This is a genomic window from Paenibacillus sp. IHBB 10380, assembly GCF_000949425.1.
GTDB lineage: Bacteria > Bacillota > Bacilli > Paenibacillales > Paenibacillaceae > Paenibacillus_AQ.
The window spans coordinates 659,200-685,162 of record NZ_CP010976.1 but is presented as its reverse complement, the minus strand read 5'-3'; the positions used below and the strand labels follow the sequence as shown (position 1 = coordinate 685,162).

General features: G+C 41.7%; 18 protein-coding genes and 1 pseudogene. 7 read left to right on the top strand and 12 right to left on the bottom strand.

The window, feature by feature from the left end; translation table 11 throughout:
* Nucleotides 1-42: 42 nt before the first annotated feature.
* Both UB51_RS02885 and UB51_RS02880 read right to left on the bottom strand, forming a co-directional pair.
* Nucleotides 43-1,515, bottom strand: a complete 1,473-nt coding sequence (locus UB51_RS02885) for an amidase family protein (RefSeq protein WP_044875993.1) — start codon at nt 1,513-1,515, stop codon at nt 43-45.
* Nucleotides 1,516-1,676: 161 nt separating this feature from the next.
* Nucleotides 1,677-1,946 (bottom strand): CD3324 family protein, encoded by a 270-nt coding sequence (locus UB51_RS02880; protein WP_044875992.1) that lies wholly within the window; start codon nt 1,944-1,946, stop codon nt 1,677-1,679.
* Nucleotides 1,947-2,460: 514 nt separating this feature from the next.
* Here UB51_RS02880 and UB51_RS02875 point away from each other — a divergent pair.
* From UB51_RS02875 to UB51_RS02865, 3 genes are all read left to right on the top strand, one after another.
* Nucleotides 2,461-2,772, top strand: coding sequence for a hypothetical protein (locus UB51_RS02875; protein WP_144406939.1), 312 nt, complete (start codon nt 2,461-2,463; stop codon nt 2,770-2,772).
* A 433-nt stretch (nt 2,773-3,205) separates the two neighbouring features.
* Nucleotides 3,206-4,279, top strand: a complete 1,074-nt coding sequence (rsgA, locus tag UB51_RS02870) for a ribosome small subunit-dependent GTPase A (protein WP_044875990.1) — start codon at nt 3,206-3,208, stop codon at nt 4,277-4,279.
* A complete protein-coding gene (locus UB51_RS02865) occupies nt 4,276-5,292 on the top strand; it encodes an aminoglycoside phosphotransferase family protein (RefSeq protein ID WP_044875989.1) in 1,017 nt (338 codons plus the stop codon). Before rsgA ends, UB51_RS02865 begins: the two co-directional genes overlap by 4 nt.
* A 58-nt stretch (nt 5,293-5,350) precedes the next feature.
* Here UB51_RS02865 and UB51_RS29545 read toward each other — a convergent pair.
* A pseudogene (locus UB51_RS29545) lies at nt 5,351-5,419 on the bottom strand (GMP synthase (glutamine-hydrolyzing)); the annotation flags it as partial.
* A gap of 27 nt (nt 5,420-5,446) precedes the next feature.
* Entirely contained in the window at nt 5,447-5,590 is a 144-nt protein-coding gene (locus tag UB51_RS27540) for a hypothetical protein (RefSeq protein ID WP_267884750.1), read from the bottom strand.
* A 204-nt stretch (nt 5,591-5,794) separates the two neighbouring features.
* Here UB51_RS27540 and UB51_RS02855 point away from each other — a divergent pair, with 204 nt between their 5' ends.
* Nucleotides 5,795-6,388: a chloramphenicol phosphotransferase CPT family protein gene (locus UB51_RS02855; RefSeq protein ID WP_044875987.1), complete on the top strand. Its 594-nt coding sequence runs from the start codon at nt 5,795-5,797 to the stop codon at nt 6,386-6,388.
* Nucleotides 6,389-6,577: 189 nt separating this feature from the next.
* On the opposite strand, the gene UB51_RS02850 is transcribed toward UB51_RS02855, so the two are convergent.
* The gene (locus UB51_RS02850; RefSeq protein ID WP_044875986.1) at nt 6,578-8,119 is read right to left on the bottom strand and encodes an AraC family transcriptional regulator; all 1,542 of its coding nucleotides are present in this window, start codon (nt 8,117-8,119) and stop codon (nt 6,578-6,580) included.
* A gap of 225 nt (nt 8,120-8,344) precedes the next feature.
* Nucleotides 8,345-10,504, bottom strand: coding sequence for a serine hydrolase domain-containing protein (locus UB51_RS02845; RefSeq protein WP_044875985.1), 2,160 nt, complete (start codon nt 10,502-10,504; stop codon nt 8,345-8,347).
* Nucleotides 10,505-10,799: 295 nt separating this feature from the next.
* Here UB51_RS02845 and UB51_RS02840 point away from each other — a divergent pair, with 295 nt between their 5' ends.
* Nucleotides 10,800-12,596 (top strand): hybrid sensor histidine kinase/response regulator transcription factor, encoded by a 1,797-nt coding sequence (locus UB51_RS02840; protein WP_044875984.1) that lies wholly within the window; start codon nt 10,800-10,802, stop codon nt 12,594-12,596.
* Between the two features lie 258 nt (nt 12,597-12,854).
* Here the strand turns inward: UB51_RS02840 and UB51_RS02835 are convergent, their stop codons facing one another.
* The 5 genes from UB51_RS02835 to UB51_RS02815 all read right to left on the bottom strand — a co-directional run bounded on the left by UB51_RS02835 (nt 12,855) and on the right by UB51_RS02815 (nt 22,733).
* On the bottom strand, nt 12,855-14,240 hold the full coding sequence (locus UB51_RS02835) for a hypothetical protein (RefSeq protein ID WP_044875983.1): 1,386 nt from the start codon (nt 14,238-14,240) through the stop codon (nt 12,855-12,857).
* Nucleotides 14,241-14,258: 18 nt separating this feature from the next.
* On the bottom strand, nt 14,259-16,262 hold the full coding sequence (locus UB51_RS02830) for an insecticidal delta-endotoxin Cry8Ea1 family protein (protein ID WP_044875982.1): 2,004 nt from the start codon (nt 16,260-16,262) through the stop codon (nt 14,259-14,261).
* A 788-nt stretch (nt 16,263-17,050) separates the two neighbouring features.
* Complete coding sequence (locus UB51_RS02825) at nt 17,051-19,696, bottom strand: adenosylcobalamin-dependent ribonucleoside-diphosphate reductase (protein WP_044875981.1); 2,646 nt, start codon at nt 19,694-19,696, stop codon at nt 17,051-17,053.
* A 605-nt stretch (nt 19,697-20,301) separates the two neighbouring features.
* The gene (locus UB51_RS02820) at nt 20,302-20,679 is read right to left on the bottom strand and encodes a PH domain-containing protein (protein WP_044875980.1); all 378 of its coding nucleotides are present in this window, start codon (nt 20,677-20,679) and stop codon (nt 20,302-20,304) included.
* 14 nt (nt 20,680-20,693) lie between these two features.
* Nucleotides 20,694-22,733, bottom strand: coding sequence for a Na+/H+ antiporter (locus UB51_RS02815; RefSeq protein ID WP_044875979.1), 2,040 nt, complete (start codon nt 22,731-22,733; stop codon nt 20,694-20,696).
* 217 nt (nt 22,734-22,950) lie between these two features.
* Here UB51_RS02815 and trhO point away from each other — a divergent pair, with 217 nt between their 5' ends.
* Nucleotides 22,951-23,862, top strand: a complete 912-nt coding sequence (gene trhO, locus UB51_RS02810; RefSeq protein WP_044875978.1) for an oxygen-dependent tRNA uridine(34) hydroxylase TrhO — start codon at nt 22,951-22,953, stop codon at nt 23,860-23,862.
* A 21-nt stretch (nt 23,863-23,883) separates the two neighbouring features.
* The gene (locus UB51_RS02805; protein WP_044875977.1) at nt 23,884-24,531 is read left to right on the top strand and encodes a helix-turn-helix transcriptional regulator; all 648 of its coding nucleotides are present in this window, start codon (nt 23,884-23,886) and stop codon (nt 24,529-24,531) included.
* A gap of 62 nt (nt 24,532-24,593) precedes the next feature.
* Here UB51_RS02805 and UB51_RS02800 read toward each other — a convergent pair whose 3' ends face one another.
* On the bottom strand, nt 24,594-25,571 hold the full coding sequence (locus UB51_RS02800) for a diaminopimelate dehydrogenase (protein WP_044875976.1): 978 nt from the start codon (nt 25,569-25,571) through the stop codon (nt 24,594-24,596).
* Nucleotides 25,572-25,963: the final 392 nt, after the last annotated feature.

Sequence of the window (25,963 nt, the reverse complement as noted above, 5' to 3'; positions counted from 1 at the left end):
AGCTGATCGAGATTTTAGTGGAGCGCGAAAGCCTTATTTCTTTTAATTCTTGAAATTTGGCATTCTCCTGTGTTTCGTTTTTTGTTCGAATGCAAATGCAATACGAATTAGTGTCGGTTCACTAAAAGCCGTTCCTGCGAATGTAATTCCAAATGCTCTTCCATTCTCTTGGAACCCAGCAGGTACTGCTATGGATGGATAACCCGCTCTCGCACATATATCAGCTCCGACATAAGAAGGAAACAGGATTGTATCCAATCCATACTTTTCTAAAGCATAATCTATACCCCTATTTTGTGAATAATATAAATCAGTAATAGACTCTAGAATATATTTCGGACTCTTTAATGGCTTATCAAGTGTTGATCGATATTTCAATGAATCTTGTCCGTATTTCAAAGCCTTCTCCGTATTCTGTTCGTTCCATTCAATCAATTCATTTAAAGTATGAATAGGAAGATGAGCGGGGAGACTTTGCAAATAGTGTTCAACAGAATGCTTAAATTCAATGTTCATTTTGTTATATTCCCACTCTTTATGGAACGATGGAATTTCTACATCTTCTATTACTATGGCTCCAGAATCTTTAAGTTTTGCCACAGCATCATTAAATAATCTTTCATCATACTCGCCAATGTCACGATATTTCTCAGGTGGAACATTTCTGAAGACGCCTATGGTTGCATTACTTAATCCGTCTTTATCCAAAAATGCTGTATAGTCCACATTAGAATGTTCATTCTTCCAAGTAGCGGGATCTCTTTCATCCTTGCCCGCAAGAGCACCCAATAAGATCGCTGCATCAGTCACAGTCCTTGCCATAGGTCCAGCTGTATCCTGAGAATAGGTCCACGGAATTATTCCTAATCGACTTATTAAACCTACGGTTGGCTTTATGCCAACAATAGCGTTCTGTACAGCTGGGCTTAAAATAGAGCCAGATGTTTCTGTCCCAACTGCGATTGTAGTAAGATTTGCTGCAACGGATGCGGCAGATCCCGTACTAGATCCACCAGTAAAAAAATCCCCATATGGATTTTTTGTTTGCCCCCCTATTGAACTGTATCCCGCCCACATTGATGAAGACATCCCATTTGCCCATTCTGTCATATTTGTTTTCCCAAGAATAATTGCACCTGCGTTCCTTAGTTTTTGGACAAGGAAGGCATCCCTTGAGCTTACATGGTTTTCCAAGGCTAGTGCACCCGCACTTGTATGCATTTTATCATTTGTTTCAATATTTCCTTTCAATAATACAGGGACACCATGTAAAGGGCTTCTTGCTCCTACTAATTTTCTTTCTTGGTCTAATGCTTCTGCAATAAAAATCGCATCTGGATTAATTTCCATAATAGAGTTTATCATCGGGCCACTCTGGTCAATCGTTGCGATCCGATACATGTAATACATTACAAGCTCTCTTGAAGTAACTTCCCCCTTATCCATTGCATCCTGTAATTCAAGTATCGTTACTTCTTCACTATTTAATTTTTTTAATCCAAAGATATGTTCCATGATGAGCTCCTACTTTCGATTTTGGGTCATTTCATTCATTCATGTGAATCCTATGATCCTAATTATAGAATTGACTGCTTATAAATATATATATATAAAACAATTACTATTCGTATTGCACATAAAAAGGCTTGCGGGTTTACCCCGACAAACCTTATGATCTAGTTATTTTTTGAATACACAATTTTTTTGATACTATCATGGGAAAGGCTGAATAGTTCTGAGAGCTGATCAATATTAGATCCCTCACCGAATTTCTGGTGAATCTGGCTGTTTCTGAGGTTCAGGTAATTTCTGTTCCCTGATTTTTCACCCCACTTTTTGCGAGACCCTTCAGAGTTGGGGATGTATACCATTCGACCTTGCACATACTTCTGTATTTCCTTAAGTAAGTCTTCTGGCAATAAAGCTTCAGCACTTATATATTTCAAAGTAGATCTACTCCTTAAAATAGAATTTAATTTTAAGGTAGCAAAACCTATACTATAAACTGTTTTCACCATACAAGTCAGAATGAAAACATGCGGTTACTTCATTATGCTCCATACAAATAACCGCCGTGATCATAATATAGACTTTGCATGGAGCTTGTTATTTGCGGCATTATTGTTCAATCTTAACCCTCCTTATCGCAATTTCACGATTTATGATAACCTATTACTAATCACACTTCTTAATAATTATTCTATGTTATTCAAGTTAAATCCTTCTTAACATTAAGCAATCGTGTCCCGTTAGTTGTATGATTAATTACGAGTATTCAATGAGTTTCTTGTCGATTTCTGCAATTTCGCCGATCTCTGATATACCATCCCAAAGAATTGTTGACTCAGCATCAGCAGGTACTTTCTTTCGCACTCCACTACGATTAAAGAATGGGTTATCGGAGCATCGAGAGAACTGTAAATAAGCTAATCTATGCGAAAAATTGTAGGATAATTCACGGTGAACCGTATCACAAGTAGGGCAAGTTCTTTGGAGAAAAGCTCGCAGCAGGCTTGGAAGGGCGCTTTGCCGGACATGGGTTCAGGAAGGGGCACGCTTGGTGGCGAAATCGGCGCAAACGGGATTCTGCGAGCTTTTTGGGGTCACAAAATGATGAGATACCTGGAGGGGGAATGGACTCCGCCATGCTGTCCTCCAGTTGGCGCTCGACCTCGTTCCTCCGGGACAACAGCCGCTCCTGACGGTCTTTCAACTCGCCTAGTCGTTCGAAGAACAGGTCGTCATCGACGCCGTTTCTTTCAAGCAACTTGAGGAAGCGCTCACGCTGACTTTTGATGCTCGTGAGTTCTTTATCAACGGCAGACTCGATGGAGCAGGCCGACACAATCTGCGCTGTCAGGTATTGATTTTTTTTCCAAAATAGGTTATTTTATAGACAGCTTAGCGATAAGCAAGTTCCTGACACGAAGGGAGATGTGTTTTAATGGCAACTACTTATACTTATATGGTGGTTTGGTCTTAAAACTGAATAGCAGGCATACGCGGAAAAAGCGGGGAAAAACCCCGTATTATTTGGTATGCCATCCAAAGTAACCTTTCGTGAATATTGCTGTTTGCGGGATACGATAAAGGTCGTATCTTTTTTTGTGTCTTGATGCCGCGCGACACCAGCTTCTTTAGAGGCTGCTTGTCCGCGGTATTTTTGCGTCCAAAAAACAACATTATAAGGAGCTAACAAAAAAACATGATTGATTTAAAAACCTATGGCTATACAGAAATAGAAGAAATACCCGGCGAGTTATTGCCCGGCAGGATTACGGAGCTTCGGCGGGAGCGTTTCACGGTAGTAACAGAGCGGGGCGAGGTAACGGCTGTGCTCAAAGGCGCGTTCTATCACAGCGCAGAAACGCGAGAAGACTTTCCGTGCGTCGGTGATTTTGTCTTGCTGCGCTACAATGAGAGCGGAGATTCTCTCATCGTTACGGTACTGCCCCGCCGCTCCAAGTTCTCACGCGCGGATTACTCAGGGCATGGCGCAGCCTATGCCAAAACCGTGCTGGAACAGGTCGTCGCAACCAACTTTGACTATGTGTTTATCCTTTCTTCTCTGAATTGGGATTTCAACGTTACCCGCATCATGCGTTATCTGACACAGGCCAGACAGAGCGGCGGCCAGCCGGTCATTATTCTGACCAAGGCTGATCTCGTTGAAGATTTCAATATTCCGCTCGCAGAAGTCACACAAAGCATCCCTGATGTGCCGGTTCACGCGATCTGCAGTCATACAGGCCTGGGACTGAACGAACTCAATCCCTACTTGATGCCTGGTAAAACAGTCGTCTTTCTCGGCATGTCCGGCGTCGGTAAATCGTCTCTGCTCAATGCGTTGATGGAACGGGACGTAATGAAGGTTCAGGCGATCCGGGAGGTCGACAGCCGGGGGCGGCATACGACAACGCACCGTCAGCTGTTCATGCTCCCCTCCGGTACGATGGTCATCGATACGCCGGGTATGCGTGAGCTTGGGCTTTTTGATGCCGACGAAGGCATACGCGCAAGCTTTACCGATGTGGAGGAATGGTTCCCGCAATGCCGATTTACGGATTGCCGCCATCAGGCCGAGCCGGGCTGTGCCGTTCTTGCCGCGCTTGCCGACGGTTCGTTGCCACGTGAACGGTGGGAGCATTATGTTGCCCAGCAGCATGAGAACAAGTATGTCCAGGATAAAACGAGCTACCTCATCGACAAGAGGGCTCAAAACAAAACGATCGCCATGTGGAGCAAGCAAACGAAGAAAAACGGAGGATGGAAGAAATGAATATTAAATTCGAAACGCTGATCTATGCCTTAAGCCGACGGTTCAAGAAGGATATCATCTCGGCCGACTGCCAAACCATGCCGTTACAGGGCGGAACTGTGGGAAATGTGTACCTGGTAACGGGGATCGCCGAAACAGCGGATGGCGAAAAATTGCCATACCGTATCGTGCTGAAAATCCAGAAGAAATGGGAGCGTTACGGCGATCCGGGTTCATGGCGCCGGGAATATGATCTCTATGCGTCTGACTTGGGAGCGACGTTCTCGGATGCCTTCCGCTGGCCGACATGTTATCACGCCGAGATCAATGCCGAAGAAAATAAATTCCAGCTGTGGCTGGAATTTATCGATGGCGTAACCGGTTTAGACTTGACCGGTGACATGTATGAACAGGCCGTGCTGGAGTTAGGACGCTATCAAGGCAAGCTGTATGCGGAGCAGCCCGCTGTTCTGCAGAGCCTGACCAACCTGAGCCATGCGGATCTCATGAAGAATACGTATCTGCATTACCGGTCATGGCCGGTCGTCTACGATTATATACGCTCGGAGGACTGCGAATTCCCGCAGCACGTGCGGCAAATGCTCATCGACATCGATGAGCACGCAGACGAGATACTCGCCCGCATCGAAAAATTGCCCCTCGTGCTATGCCACCGGGACTTCTGGGTGACCAACCTGATCTATGCCGACGGGAAAATCGCGCTCATCGACTGGGATACATCCGGATGGGGCTACCTGGGCGAGGATCTCGCAAGCCTGATTGCGGATGAAGCGGATATCGATCACATGGTCGAATACTACCAGCGATGTGTCCCCGCGTATTACAAAGGCTTTTCGGAGTATGCGGATGTATCCCCTATCGCCGATCATTGCGTCTACGAGCTGATCCTTCTCGTATTCGGGTACAGGCTTGTGGAGTGGTATCTCCACACAGAGGACGATGACGAGAAGACGAAGCATGTCCATACGCTCCAAAAAATCTATGAAATGAAGACCAGCCCTGTGCAGGGTTGACTCTAAAAAAAGAACTCCGAAAACCCTTGAATGTATTGGGTTTTCGGAGTTTCTTTCATTACTCCCATTCGATCGTCGCCGGCGGCTTGCTCGTGATGTCGTAGACGACGCGGGGCACTCCAGTCGGTGAATCGACAGTGGAATTGACAAACGTTTACGGCGTCACATCGGAAGCTCCGATGTACGTCATCGTTGCTGGAAAATCCCTGGATTCCTGCCGGCATTTTGCCTTAACTTCTTCGACTTGAGCTTCAAGGCTGCACCTCTGCAATGCTTGCTCCTCAGTGCTCACTCTGATGTAGATGACAGCTCATGGCTGCGCTAACCTGCCCATCGTATTATGAGATCAACCAGTTCTTTCTGGTTGATCTCATAATACGAACGGGCAGGATAATTCAATCGTTTCTCGAATATTTTCTGAGTTGGATAATTTATATGAACTTTGTGAATATAACGTTATCTGAAAGATACGCAATGATTATTTTTTGAAGGGATGATTAAATTGAAGCAAGGGATATTAGTTTATCTAAATGGAACTTCAAGTTCTGGAAAGACCTCCATATCGACTGAACTGATAAATCAGAAAGAGATTCCTTTTTATCATTTATCAATTGATGATTTTTTTAATAATTACAATGATTTTATTAATAATAAATTTCCAGATGAACCTACAAGAGAAATAGATCATCAAGTTGTCTCACAAATACTTGATGATTCCATATTCTCAGTGTACCATTCGACAATTAAATTGTTATCAGAACTGGGTTTTAATGTAATAGTAGATACCATAATCGTCAATGACAAGAGGTTTAATGAGTTTGTTGATCAATTTTTCGATCAGCCTACGTTATTTATAGGTGTAATATGCTCGAAAGAAGAACTCATAAGAAGAGAGCAAACAAGAGGAGATAGACCGATCGGACTAGCAGCTTCACAGTTTAGCAAAGTATATTGCTTTGATGAATATGACCTCGAAGTAAATACGGAAGAGATGAATCCAACAGAATGTGCCGAAAAGATATTAAGTTTTATTAAGTCCAATAAGGATTACTCGGTATTTAAGAAATTAAGTAAAAGAAATGTTAGTGTTTCCTAGATGGCGTATCCATCAGATAACACCATATTCAAGTATTGGGGCTATCGCCCCTCGGTCTGCCCGAGGGATTTCGGAATTAAGCTAACGAGGAACGATAGTTAAAAATAAAGGGTTCCACATATTAGTCATGCATAATATGTAGAACCCTTTATTTTATTTGATTTCCTTAAGTTTAGGTCTTGATAATTTTCAGTCTAAAACATTATTTTCTTCTGACAGGCTCCGCTGTCCTGATGTCAGCATGTCCACCACAATGTCCATTTGCTTCTCTAGTGATACCCCCTCGTCCATCCAGAACTCTTCCAACTGCAGTAAATAAAAGTTGCAGCCTTGCTCCTGCGCGAGCTGCTGCCATATGCCGTGTGTCATCATCCTACCCTTAAAGACTTCTGTGTCTCCGCCCGGAACGATCAAAAACATGTGGTCTGCCGCATATCCAGGCAAGTCCTGCTCCCGAATAAAAAGGTGTTTTGCCGGATCAAGCACTTCTTCCCTGGTGCGCGATGGTGGCGCAAGCTTTAGCAACCGATAGAGATTGAAGACAGAACGAACCGAATCATGAGGAATTAGCCATCTCTGGTCATGCCTCATTTCATACAACCCTACCGTTTCATGCGGAGCTATACAGAGTCTGAGTAGCTGCCTAGCTGTAAGGGCTTTCTGCTGCAGCCTAAAAATCCATCGTTCGGCCTCGATGCTTCTGCCCAGTAGGCTGCCTATCACTCTAACCTCATCCATTTTATCCATAGTTCCCCAATCTAGCATAATTACCGGGGCTATACTCTCCAGCGCCTTAAGAGCATCAGGATAGTTATAGTAATAGGTAGGAGCCAGTATTAACTCCGGTGCTAACGGCTTCAGCACCTCCACCGTATGCATCTCCTCCATCTCTGTAATTCCATCCAGCTCCTCGTGGAGCAATAAAGAAGAGCGCAGTACATCAAGCGTTGAAGCCACGGGCTTGATGCCGACAGCAAGCAATGCCCCAAGAAACTGCATACCCACAATCCGTTCTGCGCCCCGTCTTTGACGGAAAGCGCTAGGTGTTAAACCGACCATTTTTCTGAACATTTTGCCCAAATAAGAAGCATCGGCAAAGCTCCAGCCTGTTTCCTTGCGAAAAAGTGAAGAAAAATAGCTTGGATTAAACCCTGTCATCCGTGCCATAAAAGAACGCGTAATCGATGCGTCAAAATGCTGGTTCATATAAGAAAGCGCTCGTTGGATCGCTGGCTCATGGGTCATAAAGCTGGTTCCATACACATTGCTGACAAGAATGCTTCGTAGCAGCTCATCGAGCATTAAATTCAACCTGGGAGCAATCTGAATCCATAATGCCTGCCGAAGCTGTTCCATCAGGTTCTGCAGCAGTACGAACGAATGCCGCGGAAATTCCATTACACTCCCCTGCTCTGGCAAATGCTCATGATGAATATGGTAAAGCAAGCTATTGTCCGTCCGCTCCGTTAATTGATAGCTCTGGAAAACCACTGCATATACAGGCGCAAATTCAGCCATGTCGGCGGGTTCTATGCTCATGTCCGCTTCTGCATGTTGTAGAACGATAAACTTTCCTTTTTCCACCTTGTACACAGCGCTCGCAGAACGCAAGACGATGGCCTCGGTCGGCACAATGATGGCTACAAATGATAAAATCAATGCAGTAGGACTAAGCGTTCCCTTATCCACCAGCATGCGTGCATCCTGTAGTTCGTAGGTAATCGTATTCATCGCATCCTCCGTAAGTCCTTTTCTACCTATAATCACATGGGTTTTTATATTTCATTATATATGATAACGCCTTTCCCCTGGGATAAGAACCTACATCATTAAAACAAAAAAGCCGCGATTTCCGCGACTTCATAAGCGTATATGTTCTTGTCCTGCGACAACTACGATTCACTTAAGAAAACCGACACCCGCCCTCAAATAAAGAGCGCGATGTCGGCTTTAAACTTAACGGCCAAACTCCTTGTTGAGTAATTTAATGTGAGCCGCAGTAGCGTCCGGTCCTACCGAGTTGATGGCCGTTACCAAAATATGCTTCCCACCTAGAGGTCCGAAGGCTCTCGTCTCAAATCCGAAAGTACCGCCGGCATGCCCCCAATAGGATTGCCCGTCCGGTGTTTTCCCTTCAAAAATCCCTAGTCCGACTTTACCCATAGGTGAATCTACTGTTGTGAGCATCTGGTCCATCATCTCTTGATTTAGTAGCTTTCCGCCTAACAGCGCACTGAAGAAGGTGGTCAAATCTTTGACGTTTGATACTATATCTCCGGCTGCATTTGCCCAGGATTGATTCATTTCAGTCAAATCATACAAATGACCCGATCTATCCATATTATATCCCGTGGCATGCTTACCCGGAATATGGGAGCTATTCTCCATGACGAACGTCTCCGTCAGCCCGAGCGGTTCGATGAACCGTTTCCTGATCTGTTCCGCATACGTATCCCCGGTTACCTTCTGAATAATTTTGCCGGCAAGTATCGTATTGACGTTGGAATAGTTCCATCCCTTCCCCGGTGCATATACAGGCGGTTTTGCAAGTGCCAAGCCGATAAGATCGTCGACGGAATAGTAACGGAAAGGATTTTGAGGCAAGATTATATCCCGCAAATTATCATCCGTATAGCTCGCAAGCCCGCTTGTATGGTTCAATAACTGACGAATCTTAATATTGTTACCGTCATATCCGTTCCCCTTTACGACGCCTGGCAGCCATTTTTCGACTGAATCATCCAGACTCAATTGTTTCTCCTCAGCCAACTGCAATACAACGGAAGCGGTGAACGTCTTCGTGACGCTTCCGATACGGAATGAAAAATCTGGTTCTACCCGGCTTGGTACTTCGTAACTGGCCGTACCTGTAGCGTAGGACCAGCGTTTCCCATCCTGCAGCCCGCCCGCCACAACACTTGGGACGCGTTTGCTTGTAATCACTTCATCGATGACGCGTTTGACATCTTCCCGATGCTTGCTTTTCTTTTCCTTTTCCGTGAGTTCTTTTTTGGGTTCGCTTGCGAACTCCGATGCTATAATATTGTCAATGTGTTTAACCGCATCACCCAGTACATTGATATTGATCGAGATGACATGTTCACCGTCTTCCGTTCCACCCGCAAAGTTAGTAAATCCGGGAATACCGCCGCCATGTCCCCATACGTAGGTACCGTTAGGTAGCTTTGTTTGATAGATGCCAAGTCCATACTGCCCAAATGGGGAATCGGCTGTGCTGGTCATCATCTCCTTCTTCATCTCCGGTGTCAACAGCTTGTCACCAAGTAAGGCACGGAAAAACGTCGTCAAGTCTTCCCCTGTCGAGATGATGTCCCCGCCAGCATTCGCAATCGATGGGTTGAGCAGCGTTATATCTACTAGTTTATTTCCCGTGTCCAAGTAGCCGCGGGCATTTTTTTTCGGAATATCCATCGAGTTGCCTGGGAGGAATGTTTCTTTCAATTGAAGCGGTTCAATAATTCGCTTCTTAATCTGCTCTGCATAGGTTTCCCCGGTAGCTTTCTGGATAATGAGTCCCAGAATCGCGTAATTTGTGTTCGAGTATGCCCACCCCGTTACCGGTTTTTGCTTCAATCCGATGGCGACTAACTGTTCGGCTGTATAATTTCCGTCTGGATTCGTGAGTAATTTCGTTCTTAGCTCTGGCGTCAAGTAGTCTGGAAGTCCGCTTGTTTGATTCAACAATTGACGAATCTTAATCTTATTGCCGTCGTGCCCATTGCCCTGTACCAGCCCCGGCAGCCATTTCTCTACCGTATCGTCAAGGGACAGCTTCTTCTCACCGGCAAGCTGCAAGACAACCGCAGCGACAAACGTCTTTGTTGTACTTCCGATTCGGAATGCGGAGTCGGCGTCTACTTTATGGTTTCTTTCGATATTCCCTTCACCGGAAGCATAAGACCAGCTCGCATCTCCTTTCTTCACGGTAACGACAACGCCTGGAATATTGTCGCTATTGGCAGCTTTATCGATCGCTTGATAGGTTGCCGTGTGACCCGCGGCGTGCAGCGTTCCATAAGCAGGGAATACCGGTGCAACCGCCAATATCGCTGTTAACGTAAGTGCAACTCTTTTGTGCTTGATGAATGATTTCATAATGCATCGCTCCTATTATTTTGGAATGTTGTATTGATTCACTCCTTCACCTTACCCCCGAAATTGTAAAAACAGCTATTGATGAAACCGCCAAACTTTTGATGACATCGCCCTTAAATCTTGTCACATAGCTATATGACAAATGGTCAATGACTCATGTGACGTGCTTGCTGCAGCCAAGCTCCCAACCGTTCTCCCCCTTTCGCTTGACGACTCAAGATGTAATGATGCATGATAGGGTCTGAATCCATCGGAAATCGATGATCAAATAGATACAAGCAGGTGTGCATAATTCGTGTTCTCTATCATGAAAAAATGGTTCTGGTATGATTGGATACTTGTAGCCATACGAACAATTTGGCTGGTCATTATCGCAAGCGCTGGTTTTGTTGATCCGTCCTTGATCACTGGGTCGCTTGGGTTTGTACTTTCTTTTGCTCTCGTCATTTACCTCGTTCCATTCATCGTCCGCTATAGAAAAGAAGCTTGGTATCTTCCTATTGAAGTCATGGCAACGGGCTTTTTTTATCTTTATTTAGCCTACGCAGCTCCAGGACTACTATGGTCATTTGTCTTGCTCGTGATAACGATCGGATTGGCGAGCAGTCGAACAACTTATGTGTGGACAGGGATCCTCTGCGGAATCGTATTCCCGGTATTGAACGGTTGGATCGCTGATCTTCTCCCGGTTGAGTTCATCGTTAGCTGCAGCCTAGGTTTTGCCATCGGCTTTGCGTTCAATATCTTAGTTCAGTCCCATCAACAAGCCCGAATCATTCAAGAGCAGAATCAGTTACTGGAGCAGCATATTAAGCGGATTGAGGAGCTTACGCTGCTCGAGGAGCGCAACCGACTGTCACATGAGCTGCATGACACGATTGGCCATTCGCTTACCTCGCTTATCATCGGTGTCGAATCGCTGCGATCGACCGTACCGAATTCGCAGATCGAGAGGATTGATTCGCTTGTTGGTATCGCTCAGCACAGTCTGGTTGATATCCGAAAACATCTGCACCAGCTCTCTCATGCTCCGCTCAGCCATTCGTTAAGTGAGTCGTTACAGCAGTTAATCGAAGAGTTCATGAAGTCGACAGGTACAACGGTCAAATTCCGTGTGATCGGCAGTGAGATCCTCGTGATGCAAAAAATAAACTTTTGTCTACATCGCTGCCTTCAAGAATCTCTAACCAACGCAGTTCGGCACGGTCAAGCGAACGTGATATCTGTTCAGATGCATTTCGATAGTCAGCAACTCCGGTTACAGATTGAAGATAACGGCATCGGCATGGAAGAAATCCAATTCGGATTTGGGCTGGGTGGGATGAAGGAACGGCTTGAACAATTTCACGGCACACTGTCGATACATTCCGGGTCCGGTCAAGGGACATTTATCATCTGTCATATTCCGTTGCAGACAGAACCTGTACATGACGACGCGATCCGCCTGCTGATCGTTGATGATCAGGTGATCATAGCCGACAGCTTGAAGCAGATTTTGGATCAGCATGTTGATTTTATCGTCGTTGGTACGGCAGGTAACGGGCGAGAAGCATTAGAACATTGTGAGCGATCCCAACCGGATATCGTACTAATGGAAATTCGTATGCAAGGAATGGGCGGGCTTGAAACTTTACTCGAGGTAAAACAACGATGGCCTCTAATGAAGGTTGTGTTCATGACAACGTTCGAGGATTCCTTGCAGGCAGCAACTGCATTAGAGTGCGGGGCGGAAGGATACATGCTGAAATCGACTCATCCGCGGGAGATGAAGGAAGCCTTAAAACTTATTTATAACGGAGGAACCTGGATCGATCAATCGGTTGCGACGCGAGTTTTCGAAGAGATGAAGCGTCAACGTGAGCAGTTGGAAAAGATCGGCTCAAGTCTGAAAATCTATCCGTACGGGCTTACGAAACGCGAGATCGAAATTCTGGGTCATCTGTCGGACGGACTTCGCTACAAGTCGATCGCTGCCAAGTTATTTTTATCGGAGGGAACGATCCGCAATTACTGCTCGATTCTCTACTCGAAGCTCGGCGTCAACAACCGAGAAGAAGCAATAAAGATAGCGCGAACGGAGAATATCGTGTAGATGGTACTCGACTCGACTACCTGATGTTACGGGCCTTAAGGAAAGAAATCTATGAAACAGACATTATTCAATTCCCCTTCACCCCTTAATAAAATATAAATAATATGGTGGTTTTGAAGGGGATTCAAGATAAAGTTTTGTTTTAACTTAATAAAATGAGCAGACTGCGGTAGCCTGCTCAACAATATTTTTTATACAACTATCGTGCCCCGTCGTATTATGAGGTACATAATACCGTGTTATTATATTAGAATTTTTTTATCCTTTCATACAAATCAACTCTATACTTTCGATATAAAATAAGCCTTCATTTTCTCCTATTTCAATTTGTACACGATCATTTTCTGGGAATATCTCTACTGTTTTTGTTATATATCCTTCTTCACAAGAAGTAAACGTAAGTGTTTCCTGATTTTCATCACAATCCTTTATCATTACATAGCCTTTTCCAAATCCTTCTTTTTTTGCAATAACACGTAACACATATCTATGACTATGTTGGATATGCATATCTTGAGATACACCCGCGCTCCAATTGGATAGAACTAATACAGAAGTTCCATTCATTTGTTGTACTTCTACCTTCCCTGTTACGTGCCATCCCAATAATCCTTGTGTAAAATCACTATTGGTTATAACATTTCGTGCATCATATAAATAATGAGCTTGTGCTATGCTTGCAGTTAAATCGGTATATAAATCATAATTCATACCTGGAACAGTGCGTAACCAAGTATTGTATACATATGGAATAGATTGCACCAATCGTTCAGCGTTCTTAATATGATTTAAAGTAACATCATATTGTAGTTCTTGAGTACTTGTGAATAATATATCTATAGCCTGTTTTGCTTGATTATATGCTTGTTGTGTTTCCATTCGTTTTTTCTCCATTTGATAATTCCATTTCTTTTCTCTCTGTTTTACGTGTTCTAATGTTTCTCCTGTTATTGACCCTTCTTCAATTACTTCTAGATTATCCAATGTTGCAAAACCATCTGGTGAAGAAATTTTAAACAAGACCCATATCCCTATATTTTCACTCATATTTAATTGGCCTATGTCAATATGGAACTTGAATTGATGATAATCATGACATACAACATGCTTTTTCTCTAAATTTGGTTGGCATGAACACGTATCAGAAGTATATCCATCTGTTACTGGTGTGTTATACTCCGGATTCATAACAACATTAACTTCTTTACCATAACGTGTCACAACAAGTCCCAAATCTTTACTACTTCCGACAAATCCTCTTACTTGGTAGCGTGTATAGGGTTTTAATTTTGATTCATCAATTTTCTGATAAATATATGTTGGAAATACAGTTCCGTCAATGTCTTTGGCCCCAGACATGTGTAGATAATGTCCTTTAAAAATGGGGTTATCAGCTTGGATCGTAATATTATTACTTATTGTCCAACCATTTTTTCCAAATCCATATAATTCTTCAAAATCTCCATTTTGGAGTAAATTACGAAACTGGCTCAATTGTTTCGCATATTTTATTTCATCCCATAATATCATTTTATTTTTTGAATATTGTTCATCTGACATACATTCTATAGAATTTGCCACTTGATCTATTTCATAATCTGTCGTTTCTATTTTCAACATATTTTCCATATTTTTAGTAAACATATCATTCACGACCTCATCTTATTTATTGATGAACAAATCATTCACAGCCTTTTCTGCATATTCAATCGATTGATTTTCGGAAATATTTTCTGGAATAAATTCGATTTTGTCTATTACTAAATTTGAATTTGAACTTGTATTTACAATCGTTAGTGAATTACCCATTGAAGGTTTGAAAGTACCGTTAACGTTAAAATAACTCAAATTATTATATTGTAAATTTTCAAGTGATGAAGCTGTGGAAGGTAATGTACTTAAATGAGCACCATCATTAAATATTATATTTATTGAACATCCAAACGTAGAGGCATAGCGTATACGAATACGATAATTTGTTTGTGGAGTTGGTACTTGAAATTGTATAACGAACTGTCCATTAGAATGTAATCTTACTAGATCACCTCCAGTAAATCCTGGTCCTGAAATTACTGTACAATTGGAAGAAGTACTTGCTTTAACAGCGGACACTTGAGTAATTTTATTTGGTGTAACCATATTGTGACGACTCAGACTTCTATGTGTCCAACCATATACGACTAAAGAAGAACGACGATTAGGTACTAATTGTCGAAGTCCTCCCCTTATATTTATTGGGTTACTTAATATATGAGTATAATCTTGTGGGGTTGGTATAGTTGAATTTTCTCCCGGTATAAACGTTTGCAAATTAGTAACTACAGGGTTATCTAGTCCACTTGTTCTAATAAATCCTTCATATACAGATCTTCGGGAGCCTTGACTAGCACCATGAAAAAATTCAGCTCTATTAACTCCAAACGTAGTATTATTTAGATTACAAGCTTGCGAATCTATTCTAAATATATCTAAACCCAAAATGTTTTGAATATCATTTGTTACTTCCCCAGAAGTTTGTCTACCAGATGCAAAGATATTTTGATTACCATACCACACCCTTGCTCTATGGGTATTAGGAGAAACAGGTAAAGCAAGCGGACCGGTAAATATATCTATATTATTCAAAAACCGATGAAATAGAGCGGTAGGTATTTCACTTTCTAACGCTGAAAAATTAGCTTCATTACGCCTATCAAACCAGCTTAGTCTGTTGCTAGTAGTACGATTTACAAAACCAATTGGGTCTGTATAAATTGTCCTACTTAATTGGACATCTGTTGCAAATGGATATCTTATAATATCAAGATATGGCATTGATGATACTATATCTAATACCATCAATGTCATATCTCTACGAAATCTATGAAATTCCAACCAAACAGTAGCAGTATTACCTCGTTGTCTTATTTCATTTAGACCTTGATTATACCAATGTATGCAATAATTGGTATATCTTCCGATAAGATCTTGTAATCTTTCTGGATAATTTATAGTAGGTGTAATGCTAAATAACCCCCACCTAGCTCCATATCTACTAGCATCCCTTAATATAAGTAAATGAAGATATGCAGCATTTACAAAAGAAGGTAATAGTAATATTTGAGCATCTTGTCTGGCTAATGAACCACCATGTGTCAAAGAACCCCGCGTTAAAATACGTTCAAATTCTGAATCAGCTATTCTAAACCGAGTACGGAGTTCTTCAGCAGTAGTAGGATTGGGATTATTGTTCCAACCATTTAAAGCCTGCAAATAGAGATTATATACAGCTACCGCACCGTTAAAATCCGCAATCCCGTCGTTTAAAACACTCTGATTTACCCGTAAATCAATAATAGATAGTAAGTCACATATAGACAAATTTGATATAGAACTTCCATTACTTCCTGGTCCCATTCTTCTTATAAGACCAAATGCTAAAGAAATACTCCCCGTAAGAGAAGGCGCTGCAAGAAGAGAGATGATTGTTGTCCCAATAGATACTGCCTCACTAATTGCATCTCCAATTCTATTAACCCACTGAGTAATACCACTGCTTTGACAAGAATTGAGATTCAAAGTAGAAGAATACGGATTATTTGCCAAAGGGTACCTGTTCAATGTATCGGTGTTATTTGGTGAACCACCCAATATTTCACATCCATTTTTATTGTCATACACATTCATCTATCCCACTCCTTGATATGTAGTCCTATATTAATTTCTACTACACAATCTAATCTATATCAGTGTAGTTCTAAGTATTCGCAATTTAAATATTTCTACAAATAAACATTATTTTGATTTTTAAACATAAAGAGACAGATCTAAGAAAATGTATATTGGGGTGTTTTGGCCCTATTATGAAACAGAGACACCTATTATTCGTAAGAGGCCACTGAAAACCTGTATTATTAAAAATTATAAGCGTGCCTCAAATTAAAAAAAGGCGACATTTCGTTCGATTTTGAACGAAATGTCGCCTTTCCCTTTATACTTTTTACTTCGATTCTTTCATCAAGGTAATGATTCACTTAAGATTAACAGAAAATATCGCCATAGCTTCCGCTAAAAAACATTTGGGCATTATTGTAGTTTTTCTGAGATTTCCTTATTACTTTTTACTCACTCAAGTAAGGTAAACTTATAAAACTCCACTTTAATGATGTAACTCTAAACGATCGCGACATGATACATAAGATGCTTAGTCGAGTTAAAACAAGGGGCGTAGCCTATCTAGGCTCGCCCCTTCATTCCAGTCCATTCCATATGTGTTGAATGCGAAAATTTATTATAATAGTTAATGCATATCTTTTACAACAAACAAATTCATTTCCGACCAGGTTGCATACCAATGTATAGATATGCATTTCTCAAGAATCTTGAATATGCAGAATCAATAATTTTGAAGATTTTCTCAATAATTATGACACCACACAGTGGTGGAACTGCAAGCAGATATCATAGGGGTTACACTAAGAACACTTACTATACCCACAATTACTACACGTCTTACATCCTTCAATGTTAATCAGAGAAGCTGTACCGCAACTAGGGCATAGGTCACGAGAGGTATGCGACGGGTTAGGTTTGTGACCACTGTTATCCGTATCATAATCAACGACTAATTCTCTCTCAAGGGTAGCTGATACAGGTGCCGGATCGTGATCATATTCTCTTCCTACACCGCTCTGCACATGGGACTCTAATGCTTTCGCGACGGCATCTGCAATCGATTCTACGCGGTTCACACCGAAGCCAATAGCGCCGGAACCGCCGATACCTTTGAGGTGCTTAATTAGGAGCTCTACCTTATGCCCATGATCTCCATAGCGGAGGAATAAGGAGCATACCCGCCCCAACGCCTCGGCCATGGCGAATACGTCCGATCCTGCCTTCCCAACATTAAGAAAAATTTCGCTAGGGATTCCCTCGAGATCGTTGATTGTAATATATGCCATCCCGAATGGCGTATTCACCTTATACGTTGCGCCACGAAGAACTTGTGGACGACTCTTGTACTGCTTATCAAGGACTTTCTTTCCTTGTGATTCAACCTCCTGAGCAGCTATAAAGCTTCCATTTAGCGATTCTAGAGCGGCCCCTTCACCGGCAAAGTGATCCGCCGCTTGCTGTTCTGCTTGCTGTTCTGCTTCCTCTACTCCAACTTCCACATCTTCTGATTCCTTCTTGTCCGTGTTCAACACTTGAACATCCCGGCTACCGTCACGATAGATCGTCACACCTTTGCAACCAAGATCGAATGCCATCTCATAGAGCTCTGCTGTCTCTTCTACGGTAAAGTCAGAAGGACAGTTGGCTGTCTTCGAAATGGAGCTATCTACCCAGCGCTGAATCGCAGCTTGTACACGAATATGATCTTTAGCTGACAGATCCATCGATGTCACGAAATAATCCGGCAATTCCTGACCAGGATGTTCTTTAAGCCATTCTTCAGCAATAGGTACGAATTGCTCATCATAACCTAGACGACTTTGACGATAATATTTGAATGCGAAATACGGTTCAATCCCTGTTGAAGTCCCTACCATTGTACCTGTACTGCCTGTCGGTGCTTGAGTAATAACTGTAACGTTACGCATTCCCTTTTCTTTAATAGCTTCGCCCACTTCTGGGAAAGTCTCTGTCATGTTACGCATAAATCCGCTTTGTAAGTATTTCTCAGCATCGAATGCTGTAAACGATCCTTTATCACCCGCGATATCAGCTGAAGCCAAATAAGCTTCTCGTGCAATAAAAGCATATATTTTATCAAGGAATTCCAATGATTTCGGACTACCATAACGGATGTTCAGCTTAATCATCAGCTCTGCAAGGCCCATTGTACCGAGACCTACTCGGCGCTCGTTCTTCTGATTTTTCTCATTTTCTTCAAAGTGATAAGGTGTCTTGTTAATGACATTATCTAAGAACCGTACCGAATAACGAGTAGTTATTGCAAGTTCTTCCCAATTCACATCATGCTTTTCTTCATCATAGAACTTCGATAGATTAATCGCAGATAAATTACAAACACCCCAAGCTGGTAATCCTTGTTCCCCACAAGGGTTTGTACAAATAATCGGATTAAAGTACCAGCTGTTAGACATGTCATTATAATGTTCCATGAATACTACGCCAGGTTCAGCAGATTTCCATGCTGCATCAATAATCGTATTCCAGATTTCACGAGCCTTCACCGTACGATAAGAAATAACTTTTCGTCCAGCCTTTTTCCACTTGTCTAAGTCGCCATCCCACACTTCGTTGTAGTCAGGCTCAGTTGTATCTGGAAATACCAATTCCCAATCTAAATCTTCTTTAACGGCCTTCATGAACCCGTTGCTTACACAAACGGATAGGTTAGCGTTCGTCACTTGATCCATCGTCTGCTTCACCGTAATGAAGTCTAGTACATCAGGGTGCCAATCGTTAATCATCAACATGAGCGCTCCACGTCTGCTACCACCCTGCTCGATTAAACCTGTAGTATAGCTGAACAATCCTCCCCAGGAAACAGCACCACTTGATGAACCATTCACTCCTTTGACAATGGATCTGCGCGGACGAAGGGATGACAAGTTAATTCCCACACCACCACCACGTGCCATAATCTCCGTCATCTCAGCAAGTGTGCTCATAATACCACCACGGCTGTCTTTCGGGGATGGTACAACATAACAATTAAACAAAGTGAGCTCATCACTCGCACCGGCACCTGCAGCAATTCGCCCTCCTGGAACGAGCTTCCAGTCGTCTAGCAAGTAACGGAATTTATCTTGCCATTCTGCTTGAAGTTCCGGCGTCTCCTCAACAGAAGACATTGCCTTCGCCAAGCGACCCCACATTTCTTCAGGCGTCTTCTCAATATTCAATGTTAGTTTCTCAACATCGGATTCTACGAGCTCGCCACTGCGTGTTTTCACGGTTACAGTTTTACCCTCACGTTTGATAATTTCGCCCACTTCTTTTGTAGGGAATTTAGGATCATCCTTCGTCAGGACGAGCACCACATCTCCTACCTTTGCATGATTACTGTCCGCATCTTTCCATGCGTATCTATCCAAAAATATTTTCTCACTTAAGCCTTCTAATCGGCGTGTATGCTGTAAATCACTCAAAAAAACAACCTCCTATTTAATGACGCCCATGGATTGAGGTCTAAGACACCAAATCATTAACGTACAATATATTGTGCTCAAATAATTATACTACTCTACATATTGTAATTCTATCCTTCAATTGTGAAATTTCAGCCAATAAATATCTTCCAATTGGACATACATATCCCTGGATTAAAAACCAACAAAAAGATCCAGAAGAGCATCCAACTCTATAATCTGGTGTGTCCTAATAATATTCATCATTTCATATACAGCAATAATATTACGTGTATTTCATCATAGACTACCGGATTAAACCGTGTTACATCAATGAGAATTAAAAGAAAAAACTTGCAAGGAGGTTAGGCTTACGCTCAATATAAAATATATTAATAATCGGCTACCACAAACCGCTCAATAAATTCATTGAATTTTACGGATCTCAAATACAACAAAGCGACCCTTCCGGAATAATGATACCGGAAGGGTCGCTTTGTAATGAATAGGACTCAGTTACACATGTTATGCTGAATAATGCCCCACGAACTTTCTACCTGAAGAGAGTGTCTTTTCCCATGGCAGACAAAATCTGAAAGGTAAGGCGTCGATCTTGATCCCCAATCTTATTTCAAAATATACTGTGACAGCACACTCTGTACTTCATAAATACTAACATTTTTATTAAAGGCTTTGACAATAGGATGTGTACTGCCAGAAATAAATATTTTGAGCTCTGCATCAAGATCAAGGTGCCCGGCTGTTTCAATTGAATAATGAGAAATACTGTGATATGGAATCGAATGGTACTCTACCTTCTTACCTGTCAATCCCTGTTTATCGACGAGGAGAAGGCGCTTATCAGTAAAGATAAACATATCTCGCACCAGTTTATAGGCTTTCTCAATCACCTCATGCGGGGTTAAGATCTGACTATATTCTCTCCGAACTGTCTGTAAATCTACTTGGGATGCATTTCCTATGAGTCCATTCAGAAATCCCATTGGCGCAAGTCCTCCTAATCCTCTTCATCCTCTTCTAACATTCCTGCTTCTAAGTAGTTTATAAATTGACGTAATTCATTCGCAACCTCACGTGAGATTGTACCCGCTTCAAACATGTTCTGAACTTCATCTCTTTCAATCTGTATTGCCTTGAACTGAAGTTCCACTCTATGCTTCTGATATTCTTCATCTTCTTGTAATTGTTCGAATTCCCGGCTACACATTCTGTCAATTGTACGATTGTACTGTGCAATAATAAGCAAAGAAACTTTTCGGTTATCATCATTTATATGTTTGTTAATCGCGGAAATTGCCGCATGAGAGGTCTTAATTTTGACTTCTTTTAAAGAGTTAATATCATCTTGTGACTTTCTTCCTTTATCCGTATGCACCATATTGAGAATAAGACGTCTAATTCTGAACATTGATATCAAAAGCCTCATCTTCATTTGATTAGATAACATCATTTCCATTTGGTCAATAGCCTCTTCGAATTGATCAGCTACCTCTTTCGAAACAACTTCTGTCGCTAATAATCTCTCCATTTCATCACGCTCAGCCTGTAAACCAATCAGTCTAACATCAAAGAGTGATTGTCTAAATTTGGAGTTAGAGTTAGAGGACTCCATTATTTCTTTACTGGCCATTTGTCTCAATTTCTTATTGTAATCTGCTATAACAGATAAAGCTGCAGCTTCATTATCATCATTTATTTCTTGCCTAATTCCATGAATGGCTGCCTTCATAATCTTAACTTTAGAAATCTGCTCCAGATGATCCGTACCCTCTACTTCCGTAACCTCCGTTTTTTTGGAGAAGAGGGGTAATGTCACACTTGCGATCACTAAGGTTGCCAGTATCACTCCTGATGCAATAAAAATGATTAAATCACGCTCAGGAAATGGACTCCCATCCTGTAGTAAAAGAGGGATGGAAAAAGCCCCTGCTAAAGTTACCGCTCCCCGTACTCCAGATAATGATGTTAATACAGCGGACAATAATGTCGGCTTGTCTAACTCTTCTCTTTTCCCAAAAGCCCATGTTCCCTTAGAGAAGATATATACCCAAGCAAATCGAAGTAACACTAAAGCCAGCGTTATGACAACAATATATCCGATAACCTGCATGTTATCGAACGCACTACTTTCAAAAATGACTCGGGTGACATCTGGAATCTGTAATCCCAACAGGACAAACACTAGCCCATTCAAAATATAAATAATAATCGACCATGTGCTCTCGGATACAATTCTCAATTTCATCGTTGCAGAAGTTTCTATTCTATCTCTTTCAACAGCATGGACAATTCCCCCAGCTACCACTGCTAATATGCCTGACATTCCAAGCTCTTCAGCAATGATATAAATAATGAAGGGTGTTAAAATTTGAATCAACATGTGCATCGTAATATCTTCCATACCAAGCCGACGTAGAAACACTCTCAGCCAAATAATTAAGAGAGAAATAATTGCCCCTACGATAAGTCCGCCTACAGCTATAATGATGAAACTAAATGTAGCATTTCCTAGAGAGAACACCCCCGTAACCATAGCTGCAATTGCAAATTTAAAAGCAACTAGGCCCGAAGCGTCGTTCATCAGTGCTTCCCCTTCAAGTAAACGCATAATTTTTTTGGGTAAGTTAGCCCGACCTGCCATAGCTCCTACAGCCACTGCATCTGTTGGTGATAAAATAGCAGCCAGAGCGAACGAAGCTGGCAACGGGATCGAAGGAATCATCCAATGAATCATATAACCTATAATCAACACGGTTGCAAATACGAGACCCAAAGCAAGCATAAGTATTGAGGCACGTAAATTCCAAAGTTCTTTCCTTGGCGTCCTTAAGCCGTCATTGAACAACAGCGGTGCTATGAATAGTAATAAGAACAACTCTGGATTCAAAGTCATATGTATGCCTCGAGGGATAAGTACAACCCCAATTCCTAACGTAATCTGAATTAGTGGAACAGGGATAAATGGAACAAAACGATTCAATATATTAGAAATACCTATAATAGCTAGCAATACTAATATATCCAGAAAAATTTCCACGATGATTCAACTCCTATGTGTTATATATTTTTAAAACGTACTTCATATTATAATTCCCTTTTTAGAGAATTCGATAAGTATAACATACTGAATGCATGAAAATCGCGTCATACGATTTGTGTTCCATTTTTATACTTATTATACTTCTATATTGACTAAGTGCGCGAAGTTCATCTACAATTAGTATACAAAATTCTATTAGGCAAGGTGATTATGTATGGCTCAAGAGCAACATCAATATCGCATATTATTATATTACAAATTCGTTAACATAGCTGATCCAGCACAGTTTACGATGGAACACCTACAGTATTGTAAAGATCTAGGCGTTAAGGGTCGTATCTTAATAGCCGAAGAAGGTATTAATGGTACCCTATCTGGAACTGTGGAACAAACGGATCAATACATGAAAGATATGCTTGCTAATCCTCTATTCGCAAACATGGTATTCAAAATAGATGAATCCGACGAGCATGCTTTCAAAAAGATTTTCGTACGTCACAAGCAAGAGCTTGTCACGTTTCGTTATGAAGAACCGTTAGACCCCAACCAACTAAGCGGCAAAAGGCTATCTCCTGTAGAATTCTACGAAGAACTTCAACAAGAGGATGTCGTTGTTATCGATGGTCGGAATGATTATGAATACAATATAGGACACTTCCGCAATGCTATTCGTCCAGATGTGGATTCATTTCGTGAGTTTCCAGAATGGATTCGTAACAATTTAACCCAATACAAAGATAAAAAAGTACTAACGTACTGTACAGGTGGTATACGTTGTGAGAAACTAACCGGCTTCCTTATGAATGAAGGATTTAATGATGTTTCACAATTAGAAGGCGGTATCGTAACTTACGGAAAAGACCCTGAAGTTAAAGGTAGACTATTTGACGGTAAATGTTACGTATTCGATGAACGTGTATCCGTACCTATTAATCGTACAGATGAAGATATTATTGTTGGTAAATGTCATCATTGTGGCACTGCGGAAGACCGGTATATCGATTGTACTTATGATAACTGTCATCTACAACATGTATGTTGTGAAGCGTGTGAGAAGGAGCATCATGGATTCTGCTCAGATCAATGTGAAGAAACATATATGGCATTGGCTGCTCAGAAACAATGATGAAGAATGGAGGGCTCTCATATGAACAGAACAATTGAACTCTCCACTCGGGAACAAATTGTGCACATGTTGAAGACGAAAGCACCCCTAACGGCCAAAGACATTACCAATGAACTCCAGATTACTGAAATGGCTGTACGACGACATCTAGCAACACTTGAACGGGATGGATATTTAGAAACGAGTATGATTCGCCAAACGATGGGGCGGCCTACGGCTGCTTATCGCTTAAGCGAGTTAGCAGAAGGATTCTTCCCCAAAACCTACCATACACTAACTTTAGATTTATTAGGTGAACTAGCGCAGGAGTCTGGCGTGGATATGATAAAGACCCTTTTTGACCGGCGTAAAAGCAAGCTTCAGTCTAAGTATGCGACGACTATGGAAGGTCTTAGTCTTTCGGAGAAAGTGCTCCAACTAACGAAACTTCAGAATGAGAATGGCTATATGGCAGAATACGAAGAACGTGAGAATGGCGATTTTGTGATTCAAGAACATAACTGTCCTATATCCCATATCGCTAATGAGTATAATCATGCTTGCCACTGTGAATTGGATTTATTCAAATCCATACTCCAAGTCGACGTAAACCGAACGGAATGTTTAGCGACAGGTGGAAGTAAATGTTCTTATGTCATTTCTAATCCATCCCCTCCTACTAAACCATAATAAAGAGGACACATGCTGCCATTGCTAGCATGTGTCCTCTTTGTTGAATCTAGAATTAGAGACTAAAGAAGTTCTTTACGTAACTGTTCCGCCGATTTCGGTGATAACAATCCGAATGGAATATCAAAAACAGTTTTAGCTCCAACCTGTCCTTGACCCGCCAGTTTGTATGCCGCGCGAGCATAAGCAACTAGAACGCTTGCTGTAAACTCAGGGTTACTATCAAGCTTCAATCCAAATTCAATAATTTGTGTATTGTTGTCTCCTGTAATTCCACTGCGTAAAACCGTTCCTCCATGCGGCATGGCTGAATGGTTCTTCTTCAGTTCCTCTTCGCTAATGAAATGAACGATTGTATCATAATCCGCAAAATAATTTGGCATTTGTTTGATTTCTTGCTCAATCCGACTTAGATCTGCCCCTTCTTGAGCAACAACGAAACATTCACGTAAATGTTTATCACGGGTAGATAACTGAGGATTCAGACCCTCACGAACCTTGGCTACAACTTCTTCCACAGGAATGGTGTACTGAACGCCATGCGTAACACCCTCAACACGACGAATCGCATCAGAGTGCCCTTGGCTAACACCACGCCCCCAGAATGTATACTCTTTACCTTCAGGCAAGATAGCTTCTGCAAGCATTCTGTTAAGTGAGAACAACCCTGGATCCCAGCCTGTAGATATAACACTAACATGTCCTGCTTCTTGAGCAACAGCATCTACAGTTTCGAAATACTGTGGAATTAGCGCATGTGTATCAAAACTATCGACCGTATTAAATCCTTTTGCAAAATATGGACCCTGTTCAGGTAAATCTGTTGCTGAACCGCCACATAGAATCATTACATCGATCTTGCCGATATATTTCTCGGCTTCTGAAATGTGTAGAACGGGAACCGAAGCAGATACCCCTTGAGGTTCACGACGAGTAAATACCGCAGCAAGCTTCATATCTGGGTTTTGTCGAATCGCTTTCTCTACTCCTCTACCCAAGTTACCGTATCCTACAATCCCGATTGTTATTTGTTGTGTCATGGGTTCCTCCTAATTTCTTGAGTTGTCATAGCATGTTGTCTATATCTTCTGCGTTTCTATTATATACGGAGCGATGCTTCAATTCCAATCTAATTGTTCAGATTTATAGGCATTCTTATACTTTTCCCACGAATACAGTCACAATATGTCTTGATTTATATCAGTATACGATATAAAATGTACATAGTTTATTTAAAGGGAGGTGAAGTAGGAGTGAAAACCAATTTTGTGAATGAAATGATCAGCCAGTTGCCAATGGCATTGTTTGGCATTTTTTATAAAGTAATGACTGACGCTACAAGTCTGTCTATTTACAATGATCTAAATTCACCACAAAATTGCGAAATGCCACTCCTACCTTGACTTCAACGGGAAGAAACGTTGTCACGTCT

Coding starts and splice junctions, on each gene's coding strand:
- UB51_RS02885 (WP_044875993.1), bottom strand. CDS start 1,515: ATGGAACATATCTTTGGATTAAAAAAATTAAATAGTGAAGAAGTAACG.
- rsgA (WP_044875990.1), top strand. CDS start 3,206: ATGATTGATTTAAAAACCTATGGCTATACAGAAATAGAAGAAATACCC.
- UB51_RS02865 (WP_044875989.1), top strand. CDS start 4,276: ATGAATATTAAATTCGAAACGCTGATCTATGCCTTAAGCCGACGGTTC.
- UB51_RS02850 (WP_044875986.1), bottom strand. CDS start 8,119: ATGAATACGATTACCTACGAACTACAGGATGCACGCATGCTGGTGGAT.
- UB51_RS02845 (WP_044875985.1), bottom strand. CDS start 10,504: ATGAAATCATTCATCAAGCACAAAAGAGTTGCACTTACGTTAACAGCG.
- UB51_RS02835 (WP_044875983.1), bottom strand. CDS start 14,240: ATGTTTACTAAAAATATGGAAAATATGTTGAAAATAGAAACGACAGAT.
- UB51_RS02830 (WP_044875982.1), bottom strand. CDS start 16,262: ATGAATGTGTATGACAATAAAAATGGATGTGAAATATTGGGTGGTTCA.
- UB51_RS02820 (WP_044875980.1), bottom strand. CDS start 20,679: ATGGGATTTCTGAATGGACTCATAGGAAATGCATCCCAAGTAGATTTA.
- trhO (WP_044875978.1), top strand. CDS start 22,951: ATGGCTCAAGAGCAACATCAATATCGCATATTATTATATTACAAATTC.
- UB51_RS02805 (WP_044875977.1), top strand. CDS start 23,884: ATGAACAGAACAATTGAACTCTCCACTCGGGAACAAATTGTGCACATG.
- UB51_RS02800 (WP_044875976.1), bottom strand. CDS start 25,571: ATGACACAACAAATAACAATCGGGATTGTAGGATACGGTAACTTGGGT.